Annotated in this window: 10 protein-coding genes and 1 pseudogene; 4 read left to right on the forward strand and 7 right to left on the reverse strand. The window is 63.0% G+C overall.

The genetic code is table 11. The features are described from left to right. Window positions 1–153: 153 nt before the first annotated feature. The 3 genes and pseudogenes from J4G38_RS28815 to J4G38_RS26280 form a co-directional block, all read right to left on the reverse strand. Window positions 154–282, reverse strand: a complete 129-nt coding sequence (locus J4G38_RS28815; RefSeq protein ID WP_262906247.1) for a hypothetical protein — start codon at window positions 280–282, stop codon at window positions 154–156. A gap of 92 nt (window positions 283–374) precedes the next feature. Further along, window positions 375–1592 (reverse strand): annotated as a pseudogene (locus J4G38_RS26275) (serine hydrolase domain-containing protein); the annotation flags it as partial. Between the two features lie 15 nt (window positions 1593–1607). After that, a complete protein-coding gene (locus tag J4G38_RS26280; protein WP_210521857.1) occupies window positions 1608–1772 on the reverse strand; it encodes a hypothetical protein in 165 nt (54 codons plus the stop codon). A gap of 747 nt (window positions 1773–2519) precedes the next feature. Here J4G38_RS26280 and J4G38_RS26285 point away from each other — a divergent pair. The 4 genes from J4G38_RS26285 to J4G38_RS26300 all read left to right on the forward strand — a co-directional run bounded on the left by J4G38_RS26285 (window position 2520) and on the right by J4G38_RS26300 (window position 10034). Beyond that, window positions 2520–3869: a sigma-54-dependent transcriptional regulator gene (locus tag J4G38_RS26285; protein WP_210521856.1), complete on the forward strand. Its 1350-nt coding sequence runs from the start codon at window positions 2520–2522 to the stop codon at window positions 3867–3869. 229 nt (window positions 3870–4098) lie between these two features. Beyond that, a complete protein-coding gene (locus tag J4G38_RS26290) occupies window positions 4099–5850 on the forward strand; it encodes a HAMP domain-containing sensor histidine kinase (protein ID WP_210521855.1) in 1752 nt (583 codons plus the stop codon). Between the two features lie 48 nt (window positions 5851–5898). Next, window positions 5899–7935, forward strand: coding sequence for a KUP/HAK/KT family potassium transporter (locus J4G38_RS26295; RefSeq protein WP_210521854.1), 2037 nt, complete (start codon window positions 5899–5901; stop codon window positions 7933–7935). A 239-nt stretch (window positions 7936–8174) separates the two neighbouring features. After that, entirely contained in the window at window positions 8175–10034 is a 1860-nt protein-coding gene (locus tag J4G38_RS26300) for a glycoside hydrolase family 13 protein (protein WP_210521853.1), read from the forward strand. Between the two features lie 175 nt (window positions 10035–10209). Here the strand turns inward: J4G38_RS26300 and J4G38_RS26305 are convergent, their stop codons facing one another. The 4 genes from J4G38_RS26305 to J4G38_RS26320 all read right to left on the reverse strand — a co-directional run. Continuing rightward, on the reverse strand, window positions 10210–12186 hold the full coding sequence (locus tag J4G38_RS26305) for a KUP/HAK/KT family potassium transporter (protein WP_210521852.1): 1977 nt from the start codon (window positions 12184–12186) through the stop codon (window positions 10210–10212). A gap of 84 nt (window positions 12187–12270) precedes the next feature. Beyond that, window positions 12271–12621, reverse strand: coding sequence for a hypothetical protein (locus J4G38_RS26310; RefSeq protein WP_210521851.1), 351 nt, complete (start codon window positions 12619–12621; stop codon window positions 12271–12273). Window positions 12622–12801: 180 nt separating this feature from the next. Beyond that, the gene (locus J4G38_RS26315; protein WP_210521850.1) at window positions 12802–13599 is read right to left on the reverse strand and encodes a HAMP domain-containing protein; all 798 of its coding nucleotides are present in this window, start codon (window positions 13597–13599) and stop codon (window positions 12802–12804) included. Between the two features lie 109 nt (window positions 13600–13708). Beyond that, window positions 13709–14167 (reverse strand): sensor histidine kinase (locus J4G38_RS26320; RefSeq protein ID WP_226163908.1); only part of this gene is annotated, 459 nt, incomplete at its 5' end.

Here is a 14167-nt window from a genome sequence, read left to right on the forward strand (position 1 = left end):
TCCCACCCAGGAGGAACTCTCCGCCCACGTGGCCGCCTGCGTGGCCCAGCGCAATGCCGCCCGCGCCACCGTGCGCTGGCAATTTACCCTGGAGAAGGCCCGCACCAAACTCGGACGGCATTACCAGAAAATTAGGATTGATAATTCCCCTGACTAAGCACTAGTGAAATCTCCCTGGAGGTTGATGTGCCGCTCGTTTGCGGGCGATGTGCGGGCGACGGCATCGGCCAGGGCCTGCCGCTCGGTAGCCGGGGCCTGAAGCAGCAGCTGATTCCGGTACAAGCAACGCCAGCGCCAGCAAACAATCATGGCCCAAATACTTGAAGCGCATTTTGCACACTCCGGTTGTAAGCATTGTCGCTGCTTCCTTCCCGCTATCTGGTCCTTTTAGCCGTGTAGGTATTCGCCCCACGAAGCAGGTTGAATCCACCAATTGCGCCATCGCCGTCCCGTTCGAAACGAATCGCCATGTCCAGGGCCGTCATGAAGAAGGCGGTCTTCGATTCCGGGAACAGCTCCATGCGCTTGGGGCCGAACAAGTCGCTTTGGAAGTAGAGGCGGTCCCCTTCGGCTACAATATGGACGGGCTTGTCCAGCAACTGGTAGTCCTCCGCGACCTGTCCGTTGGTGGCGGCGTCCCCGGTAATCGAGACCTTCTCGATTACCTTGAACTCCGGCCACCTGTATTCGGCTGCTATGCTGCATAATATCTCGCTAATCAAATCAGCGCCGTTATCGCTGTTGGTCATCACGACCACGCCTTGACCGGAGTGCGTGTAGCCATACAGCTGCGCGCGGAACCCTTCGGTGCCCCCGCTATGACCGAAGCTGGTGCGGTCGCCCAAATTTTCGACGAAGAATCCCAGACCGTATTCCCCGAGGCCGCGCGTCAGCATGACGGAGGCCAGACGGCGTGAGAGGATGTTGTCGGACTTCCCCGCTTCGGCCTGCTGCACGGCCAGCACCACGCGGGCCAGGTCACTGGGCGTGGTCCAGAGGCCAGCCGCGGCGGATTCCGGATAGGTGTGCCATCGCCCCGCGAGGGCCCGGCCGGCGCTGTCGTAAGCAGTGGCCGTCAGGGGGTGCCAGCTGAGTGGCAACGGGGCGGTGAATGTATTCTGAGCCATCCCCAGCCGTTCCAGAACCGCCGTCTTCATGTAGCGGTCGAACGGCTGGCGGCTGGCTTCGCTCATCATCAGCTGGACGATGCTGTACCCGCCGCCCGAGTAGCGCCAAGTGCTGCCGGGAACCACATCGACGCGAACCGGCTCAGAGTTTGCGGGCGCAACCCCGTCCAGCACCTGGACCAGCGTCGGTAACACCTGTCCCTCTGAATAGCCCTGGTAGCCATGCACCGTCGTGCCGGCGCTGTGATTGAGCAGCCTGCGCAGGCTGACCTCTTTGGAACGGGTTTGCTCGTTCGGCGGAATATGCCAGGAAGCCAGCTGGCGGTTCGCGTCTTCATCCAATGAGAGCTTGCCCTGTTCGACCAGGCGCAGGGCCCCGATGGCGCTGAGCGACTTGCTAATTGAACCCGCCTGGAACAGGGTCTTCACGGTTGCCGGCTGCTGGCTGGCGATATCGCCCACGCCGTATGCCCGGGCCCATTAAACCCGGCCGTTGTTGATTAAGGCAATGCTAACGGCCGGGACCCGATAAAAAGCCATGCGCTCCGTCAGGGCCATCTGCTGACCGGGCGCGCCCTTGACCACGACGGGCGTGGAGAGTCCTCGTTCGACCCGCGTGACTCTGGCCTGGAGCGCTGGCTTCACCGCGTTGGTGGAAGCGGAAGACGGGGTTGACTGGGCTTGCGCGCCCAGGCTCCACAGCAGCAACGTTGCGCAGGGCAGCTATAGGTGTTTCATCATACACGTTTCGGCATCAAACTTATGGGGTGTCGGACTTACAAGTCGCCCCGCCCGCCGACCTTTGTAAGGGTATTGGAAAGCCCAAACTGCCACGCGACCGAATGACGACGCCCGCCCGGCCAGGCAAACCTAACGCATGGAAGCGGCCCGGATGAGAGCGGCCTGAGGCGAGCCCCGCTGCTGGCGTAGCTGCTAGAGGTGCAGCAAGCAATCACGTAGCTCCTTCTAATAATGAGCGGCCAGACAGCCTTGTCAGAGGTTTGTAATCTACCTTTAAGGTATGAGCGCAAGCTCCGGATAGTAGAAAAAAGTTAAAAAACGGTTAGAAAGTGTAAGCCTGTTTTGTACTTGTTTAGACTCCTTTCTGTTGTTCTCGTTCGCGTTTCGATGTAATAAACTTTTGTGCTTAAGCTACAACGGGTTTCTGAGTGCTTTAAGCTGTCAATGGCATACAAATAAGCACCTTAGGTCGGATGAAAGGCTATTGGTAACCGCTTTTATCACGGTGCGGGGCCCAAAATCCGGCCATCGCCTAAGCAAAGGCCCACCACAAGTGGCTCGAAGCATAATGGGGCCGTACCGGCGGCCCTGAAATCCCTTCGGGTTTGCCCTGTATCTTTTCAACTTTTTATCGCGAACCCCTTTTCCCGCATGCCCGACGGCAGCCTCCTGCTCATCGACGACGAAGCCAGCCTGCGGGAAGTAGTGGCCCGGGTGCTTGGCTTCGAGGGCTACACCGTGCTGCAAGCCCCGGACGCCCGGCGCGGCCTGGAAACCCTGCGCCTGCACGCGGCCGAAATTCTGGTTATTCTCTGCGATGTGAAGCTGCCTGATGCCAACGGCGTGGACCTGCTGGGCCGCCTCAAAGCGCTGGCTCCTTTTGCCGAGGTGATTTTGCTCACGGCCTACGGCACGGTGCCCGATGGCGTGCGCGCCATGAAGCTCGGGGCCTTCGATTACCTCACCAAGGGCGATTCGGACGACCAGCTGCTGGTGGTGGTGGACCGGGCCGCCGAAAAGGCCCGCCTCCAGCGCCGCGTGGCCGATTTGGAAAAGCAGGTGGGCGCACAGCACAGTTTCGCATCGATGATTGGGCCTTCGGAGGCTCTGCGGCGGGCCAAAGACCTGGCCACCCGGGTGGCTCCGACCGATGCGGCCGTGTTGCTGGAAGGCCCCACGGGCAGCGGCAAGGAGTTGTTTGCCCAGGCCATTCACCAGGCCAGCCCGCGCCGCGCCAAGCCCTTCGTGGCCGTAAACTGCAGCGCCTTTCCGCGCGAGCTGCTGGAATCGGAGCTGTTTGGCTACCGGGCGGGCGCGTTTACGGGGGCGCAGAGTGATAAGAAGGGCTTGTTTGAGGAAGCCAGCGGCGGCACGTTGTTTCTGGACGAAATCGGGGAGTTGGACATCAGCCTGCAAGCCAAGCTGCTGCGGGTGCTCGAAACCCAGGAGTTTAACAAGCTCGGCGACCCGAAGCCCACGCGGGTGAACGTGCGCCTGGTGGCGGCCACCAACCGCAACCTACGCCAGGAGGCCGACCAGGGCCATTTTCGGGCCGATTTATACTACCGCCTCTCAGTGTTTGTGGTGGCGGTGCCGCCGCTCAACGCCCGGCGCGACGACATCGAGCCGCTGGCCCAGTACTTCCTGCACTTCTACGCGGCCAAGCTCGGCAAGCGCCTCACGGGCATGGAGCCGGAGTTCCTGCAACAGCTCCTGCGGCACGACTGGCGCGGCAATGTGCGCGAGCTCAAGAACGTGCTGGAACGCGCCGTGATTCTGGCCGACGAGCAAACCCTGACCACCGACACGCTGCCCGCCGAGCTGCAAACCTGGACCGCCACGGGCACCAATGAGGACGACAGCCGCTCACTTCAGGCCATGGAGAAGCGCCAGATTCGGCTAGTGTTGGGCGAAACGGCGGGCAATAAAACCGAGGCCGCCCGCCAGCTCGGCATCGGCGTAAAAACGCTGTACCGCAAGATTCAGGAGTACGGGTTATAGCAGCGCTATTTGTAAGCCCCAGCGGGGCGGCATATCGGTAGCAACCGGGTCATTTTGACCGACCCACCGGGTCAAAAGGATGCGGTGACGGTGACTTGGAAAAAGCGGCTGGGAGATTCCGATGCCGCTAATTAGCTAAAGGTTAAATAAGTACCGGATTATTCAGCAGCGCCAGGGCATTGCGGCGCGGCGTTGGCAAGGGGCATTCGCGAAAGCAGCTTGCTTCGCTATGAACATTAAATCCAAAATCACGGTCGGCTTCCTGGCATTGCTGGGGCTGCTCATCATCCTGGGCAGCTATGCGCACTACACGGTGCAGCAGCTGGATTCGCGCTCGCGCTCGGTGTTGCAGGACAATTTCTACTCCGTGCAGCTGGGCCAGGACATGCTGGTGGCCCTCGACGAGGCCGAAGCCCAACCCACCAGTCCCGAGGGCCTCCCGCGCTTCCACTACCTGCTCAGCCGGGAGGCGGGCAACGTCACCGAGCCCGGCGAGCGGCCGGTGGTGGACAGCCTGACGCGCAGCCTGGCGCAGTTGTCAGTGGCTAATAACGCTGCGGCGCTGGCCCAGCTCCGGCAGCTGACGCACCGCATGGTGCAGCTCAACATGCAGGCCGTGGCCCGCAAAGACGTGCAGGCGAACCGCGCCGCCGGGCGCGCCGGGCGCTATCTGCTCACGTTCATCGTGCTGAGTATTGTGGTGGCGCTGGGCTTTGTATTGAGTATACCAGAGGCGGCCGTTAGTGGACTACACAAGCTAACCGCCAGCATGGCGCACGCGGCCCAGGGCGATTTCACGGCCTCCATTCCGGTGGAAAGCCGCGACGAGTTCGGCCAGGTGGCCAGCTCGTTTAATCAACTGCTGGTGCAGGTGAACGACGCGCGGACCAGCAACCTGGCGGGCCTGATGACGGAGCGCAACCGCGTAACGAGCATCGTGCAGACGTTGGACGAGGCCCTGCTGCTGCTGGACGAAAACCAACGGATACTGGTGGCCAACCCGCCCGCCTGCGCCCTGCTGGAACTGCCCGAAAGCGAAGTGGTAGGCGCCGATGCCGACGACCTGGCCGCCCGCAGCCCCCTCATGCAGCAGCTGCTGGCGGTGGTGCGCGCCCCCGCTTCCCAGCGCAAAGCCGCCGTGCCCCTCGCGCTGATGCAGCGCGGCGAGGAGCTGCACTACCGCCTGATGGTGCACGATGCCGTGTCGTTCAACGCGCCGCTCGACAAGATGGAGTTCGTGGGCACCATCCTGGCGCTGCACAACGTGTCGGATTTCAAGCGCCTGGACCAGACCAAATCCAACTTCCTGGCCACCGTCTCGCACGAGCTGAAGACGCCGCTTTCCACCATCAACTTCCACCTCAAGCTGCTGCAAAACCTGCGCGTGGGCCCGCTCAACGCCGAGCAGCAGCAGATTGTGGAATCCCTCAAGCAGGAAAACCAGCGCCTGCTCAAGCTCACCCACAGCTTACTCGACGTCTCGAAGCTTGAATCGGGCGTCATTCCCCTCAACCTGCGCACCACCGCCGTGGCCGAGCTGCTGGCGTATGCCACCGACCCCATTCAGCTGCAGCTGGCCCCCAAGCACCTCACGCTGGAAATAGACCTGCCCCCGGACCTGCCGCCCGTGCTGGCCGACCGCGAAAAGACGGCCTGGGTCCTGCTCAACCTGCTGGCCAACGCCGTGCGCTACTCGCCCGAAGCTGGCCGCATCACGGTCAGCGCCGCCCGCGCCATTGGCGGCGAGGCCGTGGAAGTGCGCGTGCAGGACCGCGGCCCCGGCATCGAGCCCGAGTACCAGGAGCACATCTTTCAACGCTTTGCCCAGGCCCCCGATGCCGTCAGCACGGCCCAGGATGGCTCCGGACTGGGCCTGAGCATTTCGCACGAATTCATCACCACCCAGGGCGGCCTGCTCGGCGTGCACAGCGCGCCCGGTGCCGGCAGCACCTTCTTTTTCACCCTTCCGCTGGCTACTTAACGGTTAACGCCAAACCATCGACCGCTAACCGCTCACCACTACTTTGTTATGTCCTCATCTCCCTCGCTTTCCAGCACCAGCATCCACACCCGCAACATCACGGCGGCGGGGTTGCTGGTCACGCTCGGCATCATTTTCGGCGACATCGGCACCTCGCCGCTGTACGTGTTCAAGTCCATTCTCGGCGACCGGCCCATCAGCGAGCTGCTGGTGTACGGCGGCGTGTCGGCCGTGTTCTGGACGCTCACGCTCCAAACCAGCATCAAGTACATCCTGCTCACGCTGGAAGCCGATAACCACGGCGAGGGCGGCATTTTCTCGCTCTACTCCCTGGTGCGGCGGCGGGGCAAGTGGCTGCTGTGGCCGGCCATCATCGGGGCCGGCACGCTGCTGGCCGACGGCATCATCACGCCGCCCATCTCGGTCTCCTCGGCCATTGAAGGGCTGAAAATCATCGACCCCGGCCTAAACGAAACGACTATTATCGGCATCGTGCTGGTCATTATTACGTTGCTTTTCGGCTTCCAGCAGTTCGGCACCAAGGTGGTGGGCGCGTCGTTCGGGCCGATTATGTTCCTGTGGTTCAGTACGATTGGGACACTGGGCTTTATCCAGATTCTGCACCACCCGGCCGTACTCAAGGCCCTGAATCCGATGTGGGCCATCGAATTGCTCACGGTGTACCCGAAGGGCTTCTGGCTGCTGGGCGCGGTGTTTCTGTGTACCACGGGGGCCGAGGCCTTGTACTCGGACCTGGGCCACTGCGGGCGTAAGAACATTCGCGTGTCGTGGCTTTTCGTGAAAACCGCGCTGGTGCTGAACTACTTCGGCCAGGCCGCCTGGTCCATGCAGTTTGCCGGCAAAGCCCTGAATGGCGACCAGAACCCCTTCTTTCTCATCGCGCCGAAGTGGGGCATCGTGCCGCTCATCATCCTGGCCACGGCCGCTACCATCATCGCCTCGCAGGCGTTGATTTCGGGTTCCTACACCTTGATTTCTGAAGCCGTGAGTTTGAATTTCTGGCCCAAAGTCCGCATCCTGTTCCCAACGGACCAGCGCGGCCAGATTTACGTGCCCAGCATCAACTGGATGCTGTGGTTTGGCTGCGTGTGTGTGCAGCTCTGGTTCCAGACTTCGTCGAATATGGAGGCGGCCTACGGTTTTTCCATCACGGTGGCCATGCTGATGACCAGTATCCTGCTCTCGCAGTACCTGCGCGGCGTGAAGCACTGGGCACTGCCGGTGGTGGCGCTGATTATGCTGGTTTTCCTGACGGTGGAGTTCTCGTTCCTCATCGCCAACATCACCAAGCTGCTCAACCGGCTCGGCATCCTGGTCTTTGAGTGGGGCCTGATTTTCGGCATGTGGGTGGGCTACAAGGGCCGCCAGATTAAGAACCGCTACCTCGACATGACCGACTGGGCCGAAAACCTGCCCATCCTCCAGGAGTTGAGCCAGGACACGACCGTGAGCAAATACGCCTCGAACCTGGTGTACCTCACGCGCAGCAAAACCTCCCGGCAGATTGAGTCGCGCATTCTCTACTCCATCCTGCGCAAGAAGCCCAAGCGGGCCGACCGCTACTGGTTCCTCAACATCAGCCTGCTGAACGAGCCCTTCGGCATGCACTACACCCTGGAAACGCTGGTGCCCGACGTGGCCTACAAAATCAACTTCCGGCTGGGTTTCCGCATTCAGCCGCGCATCAACCTGCTGTTCCGCCGCGTGCTGGAGGACATGGGCGCCAAGGGCGAAATCGACATCACCTCGCGCTACGCCACGCTGCAAAAGCACAAGCTGCCCGGCGATTTCCGCTTCGTGGTGCTCGATAAGATTCTCAGCTACGACAACCAGCTTTCCTTCTATGAGCGGTTCGTGCTCAAGGGCTACTTCTTCTTCAACCACCTGGCCATCACCGACCAGCAGGCTTTCGGCCTCGATACCAGCGACGTGGTGGTGGAAAACGTGCCCCTCACCATCCAGCCCTACCGCGAGCTCGACCTCATGCGCGTGCCGCCGGAAAGCCAGTCGGACCCCGTACCGGCCGCGGCGCTGGCCGGCGAGCTGATGATGCACAAGGTGTAGGCCGGCTTGTGATACCTTTGGGTATTGTCACCCGGATAGAGTAACCCCCTCCGACCCGGCCCTGGGTGGGCTGACTCAGCGGCTGCCCGGCCCCCATCGAACGGGGCTTCGGCCGGCCGGGGCTGGTCGGAGAAGTCGCATTGGCCGTGCCGGCGCAGGTGGCGGCCGGAAGGCACGGCCGAAGGGACGCGCCTGATTTACCGAACCCGCTTATGAAACGCCTCACTTCATTCCCGCCCATGAAAAACCTCTTTTCTGACGCTTTCGCTACTGCAAAGCATTTCACGCGCCGGGCGCTGCCGCTACTGGGCGGAGCACTGCTGCTGGCGGGCTGCGGCCAGTCGGGGCAAAAAACGGAAACGGCCACCGCCACCGGTGCCGCGGCCGACACCAGCCGCACGGCCACGCCCCCGGCCGCCGGCGATGCCCATACCTGGTGGAAAGAAGCCGTGGTGTACCAGGTGTACCCGCGCAGCTACCAGGACAGCAACGGCGACGGCGTGGGCGACCTGCGCGGCCTCATCTCGCGGCTCGACTACATCAAGAGCCTGGGCGTGAACGTGATTTGGCTCAACCCCATCTACGGCTCGCCCAACGATGACAACGGCTACGACATCAGCGACTACCGTGCCATCATGAAGGATTTTGGTACCATGCAGGACTTCGACGAGCTGCTGAAGGGCATGCACCAGCGCGGCCTAAAAGTGGTGCTCGACCTGGTGGTGAACCACAGCTCCGACGAGCACGCCTGGTTCAAGCAGTCGCGCAGCTCGCGCACCAACCCTTACCGCGACTACTACCACTGGTGGCCCAAAGAAAAGGGCACGCCCCCCAAGCGCGAGAGCTTTTTCGACGTGAAGGGCGACGCCTGGGCTTACGATGCGCTCACCAACGCCTATTACCTGCACTATTTCTCGCGCAAGCAGCCCGATTTGAACTGGGAAAACCCCAAGCTGCGCCAGGAAATCTACAGCATGATGCGCTTCTGGTTTGACAAAGGCGTGGACGGCTTCCGGATGGACGTGATTCCGTTCATCTCGAAGGACACCACCTTCCCGCCCATTCCGGCCGAGTACCACGGCGATTACGGCCGCTACTACGCCAACGGCCCGCACCTGCACCAGTATTTGCAGGAAATGAACCGCGAAGCCCTGAGCAAGTACCCCGTGATGAGCGTGGCCGAGGGCGCCGGCGTCACCGCCGCCCAGGCCCTGAGCTTCGTGGACCCGGCCCGCCAGGAGCTGAACATGCTCTACCATTTCGAGGGCATGAGCGTGGGCCAGGTGCCCGGCAGCAAGTACCGCACCCCGGTACCCGGCCGCTACAGCCTGCTCGACTTCAAGCGCGTGTACACGAAGTGGGACAGCGTATTTGCCCAGAAAGGCTGGGGCACCGTCTACCTCGGCAACCACGACCAGCCCCGCATGACCACCCGCTGGGGCGACGACCGGCCGGCCTTTCGCGCCCCGTCATCGAAGCTGCTCACCACCTTCCTGCTCACCATGCGCGGCACGCCCTACTACTACGGCGGCGACGAGCTGGGCATGACCAATATCCGCTTCAAGAAAATTGAAGACTACCACGACATCGAATCCCGCAACATGTACAAGCAGCTGCAAGCCAGCGGCGGTGATTTAACCAAGTTCCTGACGGCCCAGCAGCTGCTGGCCCGCGAAAACGGCCGCACGCCCTTCCAGTGGGATGCTACCGCCAACGCGGGCTTCACCACGGGCAAGCCCTGGCTGACCGTCAACCCCAATTACAGCACCATCAACGAGGCCGCCGAGGACAAAGACCCCCACTCGGTGCTGAACTACTTCCGCCAGGCCACGGCCCTGCGCCGCCAGCACCCGGTGCTGGTGTATGGCAAATACGAATTGCTGGACGCAGCCAACCCCCACATCTACGCCTACACCCGCACCCAGGGCAACGACAAGGCACTGGTAATCCTGAACTTCACCTCCGAGAAGCGCGACTGGCCAATGCCCGCCGGCCTGCAGGCCAACGGCGCGCCCTGGCTCAACAACTACCCCGATTTCGTGGCGGGCCCTACGCTGGCCCTGCAGCCCTGGCAGGCCGTGGTACTGCCTATCCGCTAACGGTTTATATTAATAAACACTTTCCGCCGGGCATTTCCGGCCTTGGCGTTGTTGAGCATGGCCACGGCCTAAGGGCAAACCCCTGCGGCTCATCCGTGCAATGCTTCCTTCGGCAGCGGCCCAGCCCCAATCGGGTCCAAGTGGACGGGGCTTCGGCGATTTATCGCCGTCAACCTTACTCCTCGCGGCGCAGCGCCAGCTCGGGCCGGTCGGGCGTGAGCAGGGGGATGTTCTCAATCGTGAGCGAGGAGTTATCGAGCCCGAAGCTTTCCTGCTGGCTGGAGCCCAGCCAGCGCAGCACGCCCGAAAACCGCGCCACCAGCCGCTGCCAGGTGCTGAGCGACTGCGCATAGGGCAGCGTGCGGTTGAGGATAACGAACTGAAAATCGCCCACCACGTCCTCGTCGCGCAGGGAGTTGTAGCGCGAGGTGATGTCGATTTCCCGGGTCTTCACCAGCTCGGAAATTACCTGCCGGAACATGTAGTTGATGGCGTGGTCGACGCGGAAACCCAGGTGGAATTCCACGCGCACGAGGTCGTCGGCGAGCAGGGCGGTGGCGCGGTAAGTTTTGGTGTAAGGCTCGTCGGTGGTGACGACGTGGAGCAGGTAATACACGTCGGCCCGCTTGGGGCTTTTGCGGAAAATGGAGTGGATAATGGCGTTTTCGACCAGTTTGGGGTTGTCGGACTCGGTGAGGTAGACGAGGTGGGTGGCGAATTTGGGCACCGATTCGTCGGCGCTCAGCTTCTGGAGCAGCGGCAGCGACTCGGCCAGGGGCACGTATTTTTCCAGCTCCGTGCGGATGCGGCGGCCCTGAATCCAGCTCACCATCACGAGCAGCAGCAGGCCCGCCAGCAACACGCTGATGTAGCCCCCTTCGGGAAACTTGCGCAGGTTGGCAATCAGAAACGAGCCTTCGATGGTGAAATAGACGGCCAGCAGCACTGCTATCCAGGCCACGCCCACGCGGCGCAGACGCAGGTAATAGGCCAGCATCACGGTGGTCATGAGCATGGTCACCGTCACGGCCAGCCCGAAGGCCGCCTCCATGCGGCTCGATTCCTGAAAGTGCAGCACCACGCCTATGCAGCCAGCGCAGAGTATCCAGTTGAGGCTGGGCACGTAGGCCTGGCCGCGCAATTCGGTGGGGTACGTCACCTTTACCTTCGGCCAGAAATTGAGCCGCAAGGCTTCGATGACGAGCGTGAACGAACCCGAAATCAGGGCCTGCGAGGCAATAATGGTGGCCAGCGTGCACAGCCCGATGGCCGGCAGCAGCCCCCAGGCCGGAATCAATTCAAAGAACAGATTCCGCGCGCCCAGCGGCGCGCCCAGATGCTGGAGCAGCCACGCGCCCTGGCCCAGGTAGTTGAGCACGAGGCAGATTTTGACGAAAGTCCACGACACGTAGATGTTGCGCCGGCCCACGTGGCCCATGTCGGCATACAAGGCCTCGGCCCCGGTGCTGCACAGAAATATTGAGCCCAGCAGCCAGAACGCCCCCGGAATGGTGGTGAGCATGTGGATGGCGTAGTACGGGTTGAGGGCCCGCAGAATGCTCCAATCGTGCGAGAGGTGCACCGCGCCGAACACGGCCAGCATCCCAAAAAACAGCACCATCACCGGCCCGAACAGCTTGCCGATGATGGCCGTGCCGAACTGCTGAAACGCGAACAGCCCCACCAGAATGGCCAGGATGATGGGCACCGTATTAAGGTCAGGCTTGATGATGCGCAGCCCTTCAATGGCCGAGCCCACCGAAATGGGCGGCGTGATGATGCCATCGGCCAGCAGCGCCGCCGCCCCGATGATGGCCGGCAAATACAGCCACTTCACCTTCAGCCGCCGCAGCCGGGCGTAGAGCGCCAGAATGCCGCCCTCGCCGTGGTTGTCGGCCTTCATGGCGATGAACACATACTTGACCGTGGTGAGCAGCATGAGCGTCCAGATGATGGCCGAGATGGTGCCGAGCACCACGTCCTCGGTCACCGGCCGGCCCGCGAATACGCCGCGCACGGTGTAGAGCGGCGAGGTGCCGATGTCGCCGTACACGATGCCGAGGGCGATGAGCGAGCCGGCCGCCGTGATGCGGGAATGCAGGTGGGCGTGGGCCGAGGGCGCGGCCCCGCCGGTCAGGGTAGTGGTGGACATAGGGCTTGGAGCGGGGATGGAAGGGAAGCCGGAAAAATTCTTTCCCGGCTGGCACTGGCTGGGGAAGCATACGCCGGGGCGGCTTCACAGTTTGCCCGGCCGCCGGAGCAATGCCGCTCGGAGCTGCCAGCTAATCTGCCGGCCCCGCGCTTCGCCGCCCGCCACCACCATGGCCAGCGGCCCCGACGTGTCCAGCGCCGCCGCCAGCACCGAGCCGCGCGTGGCCAGCGCCAGCCTAAGCAGCTCTTCCACCTTGTAGTTGTCCACGTTGCGCAACGTCCGGTAGACCACGAAGCCCAGCACGGCCACGGGGTCGGTGGGCGAAATGAGGGTGCCGAACAGCAGGCAGCAGAGAAACGCCAGGGGCCGGCCGAACAGCGGCAGCACGAGGTACAGGCCGCAGGCCACCATAATCGTGGAAATCAGGGTGCCCACCGGGGCCTTGCAGCACCGGCACGCCCAGGCGCCCCAGGACCAGCGACGAAAGCAGCGTGAGCGTCGTCAGCCCGATGGTGGCCGGCAGGCGCAGGAGCCGCTGGTTGAGGTAGGCGAACAGAGCCGCCACTATCAACAGCAGCGAAAAGGTGGAATAGAGTGCCATGCAAACCAGGCCGCCTAAGCAGTAGGGGGCGTGCCCGGACGCTGGTGGCTGGTCACGATGTCGAGCGGGCCGCTGCTGTCGATACGGGGCGTGCCATCGGGCGTTTCGTAGCCGTCCAGCTTCTGGGCCATGTCGTTGAAGGCCTGGGCTACTTCGGTGAATTCGGGGTAGGCCGGCACGGGCAGGCGCTGCGAATAATCACCGGCCGCCAGCCGCCGGATGCCGGCCGTGAGCTCCTCCACCGGCTTGGTCACGTAGTCGGGGAAGGAGAAAATGAACGAGAACGTGGCCAGAATGCCCAGCGCCGCCACCAGCCCCAGCACCGTAATGGTGCGGCTGGCAACCTGGCGGGTGCGTTGGCCCTGCGTCTCAATGGCCCGCAGGTTGAGGGCGGCCACGCGGCTGACCTGGTGCCGCAGCCGCTGGTAGGTGGCGCGGGAGCCGGCGGCGGCCGTCGGGGCCGCCTGCAAGTATTGCCGGAAGCCCGCCGCCATCGAATCGGCCAGCTGGCCTTCGCCGGGCTCGGTGATGTTGCGCTGCTCATCGGCCAGGTTGCGCGCGAACGTTTCGCGGGCGCGGGCAGCGGTTGGTTCGTCCGCCGGGCCGCCGGCGAGGTAGGCATCGCGCAGGTCGCTCAGCGCGTCGTTCAGGTGCTGGGCGTAGGCCACGGAGCGGTAATTGTCCTTGAGCGTGGCCTCGGCACTGCGCGAGAGCTGGTACAAATAATAGGCCCCCACGCCGCTCAGCAGCAGGATTATCAGGAACAGAAAGCCCAGGCCCAGGGTGATTTTGGATTTGATGGTGGCTTGCATGATGGGAGGGGAATTAGCGTGGGATTTGTTGATACAGAAGGTGACGGGACAACAGCACGGTCATACTTCGGCTGCGCTCAGCATGACCGTGCTGTTGTCCCGTCACTTCCTAAGCCGAAGCCACGGGCAGCGTGAAATGGAACGTGCTGCCGCTGCCCAGTTCGCTTTCGACCCACAGCCGGCCGCCCTGCGTGGTGATAAACTCGCGGGCAATGCTCAGGCCCAGGCCGGAACCGCCGCGGTAGCCGCTTTTGTCGGGCAGCTGGGCGAAGCGCTGGAAGATTTTCTCGTGGTGCTCGGCCGCGATGCCGGGGCCGCGGTCCTGCACGCTCACCTGCACGAAGGCCCCGGCCAGGGAGGCGCGCACGGTGAGGGCTTCGCCCAGCGGCGAGTAGCGGATGGCGTTGGCCAGCAGGTTGATGAGCACCCAGGTGGTTTTTTCCACGTCGGCGCGGGCGGCGGGCAGGCCGGGGGCCAGCTGGAGGTCGAGGCGCAGCTGCTTGTCGGCCAGCTGGGGCTGCACGGTGGCCGTGGCGAAGCCCACCACGTCGGCCAGGTTGGTGGGCTT

This window comes from Hymenobacter terricola, from assembly GCF_017921975.2.
Lineage (GTDB): Bacteria > Bacteroidota > Bacteroidia > Cytophagales > Hymenobacteraceae > Hymenobacter > Hymenobacter terricola.